This is a genomic window from Actinomadura sp. HBU206391 (genome assembly GCF_014323665.1).
Lineage (GTDB): Bacteria > Actinomycetota > Actinomycetes > Streptosporangiales > Streptosporangiaceae > Actinomadura_C.
This window is the reverse complement of record NZ_JABVEB010000331.1, coordinates 1-5,238: the sequence shown is the minus strand read 5'-3', so window position 1 is coordinate 5,238 and position 5,238 is coordinate 1. Positions and strand designations below refer to the sequence as shown.

The 5,238-nt window shown below is 70.8% G+C and carries 5 protein-coding genes and 1 pseudogene; 5 read left to right on the top strand and 1 reads right to left on the bottom strand.

The window, feature by feature from the left end; translation table 11 throughout:
- The 5 genes from HKK72_RS35610 to HKK72_RS35590 all read left to right on the top strand — a co-directional run.
- Positions 1 to 371: hypothetical protein (locus tag HKK72_RS35610; protein WP_222721558.1), on the top strand; the 371-nt coding region annotated here is incomplete at its 5' end.
- Positions 372 to 489: 118 nt separating this feature from the next.
- Positions 490 to 903, top strand: a complete 414-nt coding sequence (locus HKK72_RS35605; protein WP_187238804.1) for a cupin domain-containing protein — start codon at positions 490 to 492, stop codon at positions 901 to 903.
- Between the two features lie 60 nt (positions 904 to 963).
- Entirely contained in the window at positions 964 to 2,352 is a 1,389-nt protein-coding gene (leuC, locus tag HKK72_RS35600; protein ID WP_187238803.1) for a 3-isopropylmalate dehydratase large subunit, read from the top strand.
- A gap of 83 nt (positions 2,353 to 2,435) precedes the next feature.
- The gene (leuD, locus tag HKK72_RS35595; protein WP_187238802.1) at positions 2,436 to 3,047 is read left to right on the top strand and encodes a 3-isopropylmalate dehydratase small subunit; all 612 of its coding nucleotides are present in this window, start codon (positions 2,436 to 2,438) and stop codon (positions 3,045 to 3,047) included.
- Positions 3,044 to 3,940, top strand: a complete 897-nt coding sequence (locus HKK72_RS35590) for a LysR family transcriptional regulator (RefSeq protein ID WP_187238801.1) — start codon at positions 3,044 to 3,046, stop codon at positions 3,938 to 3,940. The genes leuD and HKK72_RS35590 overlap by 4 nt, the downstream gene beginning before the upstream one ends.
- Here the strand turns inward: HKK72_RS35590 and HKK72_RS35585 are convergent.
- Positions 3,876 to 5,238 (bottom strand): annotated as a pseudogene (locus HKK72_RS35585) (FAD-binding protein); the annotation flags it as partial. The gene HKK72_RS35590 and the pseudogene HKK72_RS35585 sit on opposite strands and share 65 nt — an antisense overlap.

Below are 5,238 nucleotides of genomic sequence, written 5' to 3'. Positions count from 1 at the left end.
CGCGTGACGCCAACAGCCGGCAGATCGTCTCTGAGGAGCATCCGATCCTGGAGAACGAGTACAGCTTTCGCTACCTGGACGCCACCACCACCGTCGCGCCCGGAAGCCCGCCGGAGGCCAAGGACGCGCTGCTGGCGATGCGGAACGCACTGACCAGAGCTCCCAAGCAGCGGCACCGGATCCGGGACGGAGAGCTGCTCACCTTCGCCAACCAGGACGGCCTGCACAACCGGGACCGCGTCGAGATCAACGATCCGGAGCGGGCCCGCAGCCGGTGGCTGCTGAAGACGTACGCGTTCCGGGACGACGCAGCGGCCGACAGGTACGCGGACCGGTGGCTCGGCGCGGTACGCGGCCGGGTCGCTGACTGACATCCGCCGTCCCGTCCGCCTTCGCATCGAACCGCAGTCCCTGGCCCGGCACCCACCGCCCAGCACCGCCCCGCACGGCCCCCCTCACGCCGACCCTGCGACACCCCAGGGAGAGATCATGTCCAGTACGGAATCCGAACAGAACGCTAGATCCGGCGACGAGCCGACGGATGAGCTGCTTCCTGAGCTGTTCACCGGACCGCCGGAGCAGCCGGTGACCCGGCACGAACTGCGCTTCGAGGAATTGGCGACCGGCGGCCGGGTAGGGGCGGAGATCCACCGCCTCTACTCGATCGGTGACGGCGGCCCGGCCGCAGCGATCGTCCGCTATCGGCCCGGGGCGACCGCCAAGACGCACCTGCATCCGAGCTATGAGCTGATCTACGTGCTCAGCGGCGCACTGGAGACCGACGACGGCGTCTACCCGGCGGGCAGCCTGCTGGTGAGCCCCCCGGGCGCGGTTCATGCCCCGCGCAGTGAGAAGGGCTGCGTGGCCCTGGTGGTCTGGGAGCAGCCGGTCCGACCGCTCTGACCCACGGCTTTGACCCACGGTTCCAACCCACGACTCTGACCCACGACCTACGGAGCGCCGATGGGTTCGACGCTGGCCGCCAAGATCTGGGAAGCGCACACCGTGCGGCGTGGCTCCGCCGGTGAGGATCTCATCTACATCGACCTTCATCTACTGCACGAGGTGAACACCCCGCAGGCCTTCGACGGGCTGCGGGCGGCCAGGCGGGGCGTACGCCGACCCGACCTGACCGTCGCCACCGAGGACCACAACACGCCCACGACCGGGGTGCGCCGGCCGATCAGCGATCCGGCCGGGCGGCGCCAGGCGGAACTGCTGCGGGCCAACTGCGCCGAGTTCGGAATCCGGCTGCACCGGCTCGGCGAACCCGGTCAGGGCATCGTGCACGTCATCGGGCCGGAGCTCGGGCTGACCGGGCCCGGCATGACCATCGTCTGCTGCGACTCGCACACCACCACCCAGGGCGCGTTCGGGGCGCTGGCGTTCGGGATCGGGACCAGCCAGGTCGAGCACGTGCTGGCCACCCAGACGCTGCCGCTGCGACGGCCCGCCGACATGGCGGTCGCCGTCACCGGGAGGCTGCCCGCCGCCGTGACCGCCAAGGACCTCGCGCTGGCACTGATCGCACGCATAGGGGTCGGCGGCGGTCAGGGCCACGTCATCGAATACCGCGGCGAAGCGATCACGGCGCTGTCGATGGAGGCCAGGATGACGCTGTGCAACATGTCTGTGGAGGCCGGGGCCACCACCGGGATCATCGCACCCGACGCCACCACCGCCGACTACCTCGACCGGCGGTCCGTCATGCGGGCGGACCCCAGATGGGACGCCTGGATCGGGCTGCGCAGCGATGATGACGCCGGCTACGCCAGGCGGGTCACGCTGGACGCCGGTCTGCTCAGCCCGCGGGTGTCGTGGGGCACGAACCCCGGCCAGAACGTGGCGCTGGATGAGGTGGTCCCCGACCCCGCCGACATCGGCGACCCGGATGAGCGGGCCGCCGCCCTGCGCGCCCTTCGTTACATGGATCTGCGGCCGGGCACCCCGGTCCGGGACATCGCAGTCGATGTCGTGTTCATCGGCTCATGCACCAACGGCCGGATCGAGGACCTGCGCGCCGCCGCGGACGTGCTGCGCGGCCGCCGGGTGGCCGGCGGGCTGCACCTGCTCATCGTTCCGGGGTCGGCCGCGGTCCGAAGGCAGGCGGAGGCGGAGGGCCTGGACGCGGTCTTCGAGGCGGCCGGTGCGGACTTCCGGCCCGCCGCGGGGTGTTCGATGTGCGTGGCGCTGAACGAGGACCGGCTGCGTCCCGGGCAACGGGCGGCCTCCACCAGCAATCGCAACTTCGAAGGCCGGCAGGGCCGCGGTGCCCGTACCCATCTGGTCTCTCCGCAGGTCGCCGCCACTACCGCGGTGCTGGGCCGGCTCGCCGCACCGGCGGACCTGTGAGCGGGCCGATGCGGACTTCGGAAACGGAACCTGCCGCTGGACCTGCCGCTGGATTGGGCGGCCCACTGAGACATGAAGGTGTGATGAGACCGTTCACCGTGCACACTGGTACGGCGGTACCGCTGCGGATCGCGGACGTGGACACAGATCAGATCATCCCTGCCCGGTTCTGTACCCGCTCCACCAGGACGGGCCATGCCGACGCGTTGTTCGCCGACTGGCGCGCCGACCCGGCGTTCGTGCTGAACGACCCCGCCTTCCGCCGTGCGACCGTACTGGTCGCCGGGCCGGACTTCGGGATCGGATCGTCCCGCGAGTACGCGGTCTGGGCGCTGGCCGACTACGGCTTCCGGGTCGTGATCGCGGAACGGTTCGGTGACATCTTCCGAGCCAACGCGATGCTGAACGGCCTGCCCGCGATACGGCTGCCGGCGGCGATGGTGACACGGCTGTGGGAACTCATCGAGGCCGACCCGGCAACACCGGTGACGGTGGACCTGCTGCGATGCGAGGTACGCTGCGCCGACCTGACCTGGGAGTTCGAGCTGGACGAGGACACCAGGTCACGGCTGCTGTCCGGGCAGGACGCGATCGGCGCCACACTCCGTCACGAGGCCGACATCACCGCCTACGAACGTCACCTGAGCTTTTTCGGACCGGGCAGCCGGATCGCACACCATCGGGAGCGGGGATGAAGCTTCATCAGATCACCGCGCTGGTCGCGATAGCCGACACCGGCAGCTTCACCAATGCGGCGCGGGCGCTGTCGGTCGGCCAGTCGGCGATCAGCCATGCGATCGCCGGCCTGGAGGCCGAGCTCGGGGTACCGCTGATGTGGCGAGATCGCGGCGGCGTGCAGTTCACCGACGCCGGGCGGCGGGTACTCGACCATGCCCGCTCCATCGTGGTCGAGCTCGATCAGATCGGCAGGATACGGCAGGCGCTGCATCCGGCATCGGCCTCGTCGATCAGGATCGGCACCAGCCAGAGCTTCGCGGTCCGGCTGCTGCCGCCGCTGATGACCTACTTCAAGTCGCGGTTCCCCGAAGTGAAGATCACGCTGCGCGAGGGACCGGACGGGCGCATAGCCGAGTTGCTCAGGACGGGCGAGATCGACATCGGCGTGGTGATGCTGCCGAAACGGGACCTGCTGACCGTGCCGTTGCTGCGCGACGAGATGTACGCACTGCTGCCCACCGCCCACCGGCTCGGCTCGGGAGGCCGGATCCGGATCCGGCAGCTCGACGGGGAACCGCTGATCATGCCGGTGGGGGGCGTCGAGGCGATGATCGTCGACGCGCTGCGTGCCAAGGGCATCGAACCACGGATCACCCACCGGATCCGCGACTTGAACACGGTGTTCGCGATGGTCGCAGCCGGGCTCGGCACCACCGTGATCCCCGGACTGGTGCTGCCCTCCAGGCTGCCCGACCTGCGCCCGATCCCGTTCGCCCCGGTCTGGGTACGGCACCTGGCGATCGGAGTCCACCCGTCGGCTCGCGAGTCGCCTCCGGTCACCACGTTCATCGGCGCGGCACAGGCGCTGGCCCGCCGCTGGGAGCCGCCCGTCCAGCGGGTCGCGTCCTGACCTGGCCGGACGCCGTCCCGGCCGCGACGGGTGCGAGTGCGTCCGCCGCGATCGCGTCGGCGTCCCGTACGAAGTCGGTCCAGAACTCGGGCCTGCTGCTGCCGGCCTGCATGAACCACCGGGTGTGCTCGGTCGGGATGCCCAGCGCGTACATGCCGGCGACCGGGCGGCCGTCGCCGTCGATCGGGTGATAAGGAGCGCGGGTGACGGCCACCCCGCCGGTCGGGAAGGCGTCATCGCCCGTCCCGTTCACGAACTCGGTGAGCAGGGCTCGCTCATGCAGCCGCCGGGTCAGCGGCTCCGGGTCGAGCGGCAGGTTCGGTACCGGTACCCGGGCGTCGATCAGTGTGTCCACCGCCACCTCGGAGCCGGCGACCTGCGGGGATCCGACGGTGAACCGTCCGGTCGCGGGATCGGCGGCGAACCGGGTCCAGGGCCCGGCGATCCGAAGTACCCCGCAGTCGATCAACGCCAGCAACTGCCGCAGCCGCAGCCGGGGCGGGCCGACCGCGAGGAAGGCGCTGCGCGGCACGTACCAGCCGAGGAAGTCCCGTCGGTAGCTGCGCGGACCGAGCGCGGCATAGTCCACCAGCAGTCGGATGATCGCCCTGGTGTCGCGGATGACGTCCAGCGCCGCCTTGAGCGGCGAGTCGGCGTTCCCCTCCTCCGCGTGCGCCAGGTCGGCCAGCACCGTCTCGGTCAGCTCGGCCCGGTATTCGGCCGGCCCGGCGAACCTTCGTCCCTCGTACGGCCTGGCCAGCCGGTCCAGGTCGAGGTCCGGCAGGTCGGCCATCCCATGCACGGCTGCGATCGCGCGTACGTCCGGTATGCACCCCACACTCGTCGTGACCGGAGTGCTGCCGGAGGACTTCGCCGCTTCGGTGACCTCGGCGACGAAGCGGTCCGCGGCGTCGCGTCCGTAACGGCGGCGGATCCCGGTCGCGTGATACACCAGCTGGATCTCGGCGAGCAGCCACGGAACCACGTCGGCTCCGAAATCCAGATCCGGCGCGGCCCGCATCGCCCGTACCCGCTCGATCGTGAACAGCACCGGCGTGTACCGGTAGGCGTGGTGCTTCTGGTTGCGGCCTCGTGCGGGCAGCGGAACGCCGCTGCGGGAGCCGGCGACCAGCAGCGGCTCACGCCCGCTCGGCCGGTAGACCAGCCCGCCCCTGCCACCCGGTTCGAACCGCCCGCCGCGCCCGATGGTCAGCGCGGCCATCACGTCGTAGAAGGACAGGCCGAGCCCGATGATGCCGACCGGCGAGCCCGCAGGAACGGCCTCTAGCGGCATGTCG

Bases quoted from the DNA above. Each gene is read 5' to 3' on its own strand.
- HKK72_RS35590 (WP_187238801.1), top strand. From the start codon at position 3,044: ATGAAGCTTCATCAGATCACCGCGCTGGTCGCGATAGCCGACACCGGC.
- leuC (WP_187238803.1), top strand. From the start codon at position 964: ATGGGTTCGACGCTGGCCGCCAAGATCTGGGAAGCGCACACCGTGCGG.
- HKK72_RS35605 (WP_187238804.1), top strand. From the start codon at position 490: ATGTCCAGTACGGAATCCGAACAGAACGCTAGATCCGGCGACGAGCCG.
- leuD (WP_187238802.1), top strand. From the start codon at position 2,436: ATGAGACCGTTCACCGTGCACACTGGTACGGCGGTACCGCTGCGGATC.